The sequence below is a fragment of the Bradyrhizobium sp. Kon58 genome (assembly GCF_055807455.1).
Window position 1 is genome coordinate 1 of sequence record NZ_JBVVOT010000087.1, and the last position, 1,233, is coordinate 1,233.

Annotated in this window: 1 protein-coding gene; it reads left to right on the forward strand. The window is 54.1% G+C overall.

Going from position 1 to position 1,233, the window contains the following annotated elements:
• A partial coding sequence (locus AC0L20_RS39525; RefSeq protein WP_473295592.1) for a hypothetical protein occupies positions 1 to 1,233 on the forward strand: 1,233 nt, incomplete at both ends.

Consider the following 1,233-nt stretch of genomic DNA (forward strand, 5'->3'; position numbering starts at 1 on the left):
GTTCCTTCCACTCGGGGGGCTGACTACTTGGGATCAGGTTAAGGGAATCATCACCGATCTGTCCTCAGTCGTTTCACCGGATATGGTGTTGCGCGATCCGAGAGTCTGCATCTGCATCGACGGGTGGTCAGAGTTCGCAATAGGGGAAAACATTGGAGAAAAGTTTAAAGCACTTAGAGTGCTGCAGGGTGCACGCGTAATAGCCAATGCCCGGCATTCCGATGTCGGCGACACGGTCTTTAAAGTCTGGGCGCTTGAGCCATTCCCTTCGCAGTTGGTCGCGCAAACCGTGGCCAAGGCAAGGCCAGGTCAATCCGATATTCCTGGTGACCTACTCGACCTCTTGCGTCTACCTCTGTTGTTGTCTCTATACGTACTATCAGGGAACACAGGTTCGGCAAGTGGAGCCCTTCTTAACGATTTTCATAATCGCTTAGCCCGCAATATGCCCGAGCAATTTAGCAATGCATTGAGTCGTGCGGTAGCGGTGGTAAGCATTTCAGGCGATCGATCTTATAGCCGCTTGGTTTCACAACTTCGCATAGAAGCCACACAGCTTGGCATTGCTGAGCCCGTACGTCTTCTCGAATCGTTGGGTTCCATCACAAATCGCAGCGGGCTAGCGGTGCCAGTGCATGACCTTTATTGGAGCTGGCTCTGTGGATGCGGGCTCCTGCAAGGAATTGGAAGGTGTGAGGCCATCAATCAATTATCGACTCGGGAAAGCTACAGCCTCGCGATTCAATCGGGCCAACCTGCTGATCCGTCGCTCATCGCGCAGACAGTAGCGAACGACCTATTACTTGCAGCCGAGCTTGATGCGAGCATCGGATTGCAGCAACCACACCCGGTCTTGGTATCTGATCTGGAGCGAGCATTTTCGGATCCTCGCCTGGCGGTGAGAGGACGGGCTGCGCTTGCGAGTTTGCTAAGCCGGAGGCCTCAGTATCTGCGTCAAGCTTTGTCGACGCTAAGCGAGTTGTATAGGCAGAAAGCGGTCCTGCCAATATGGGCACACATTTTGGATACAACAGACCTTTTTGCCCAGAGAGGTATCGTCTCCGAATGGTTAGGTTCATCAGGGACGGAGTATCTACTTGACGCTCTTGCCAGGAAAGGGGGGGAGCAATGGGTTGGTTGGCTGGAGCAGATGGCGGCGGCTGGTAAAATCACTTGGGAAGAAGCGCTGGCGACCGCACTTGCCTGCAGCCCTGAAGTGCCACGATGGGGTAC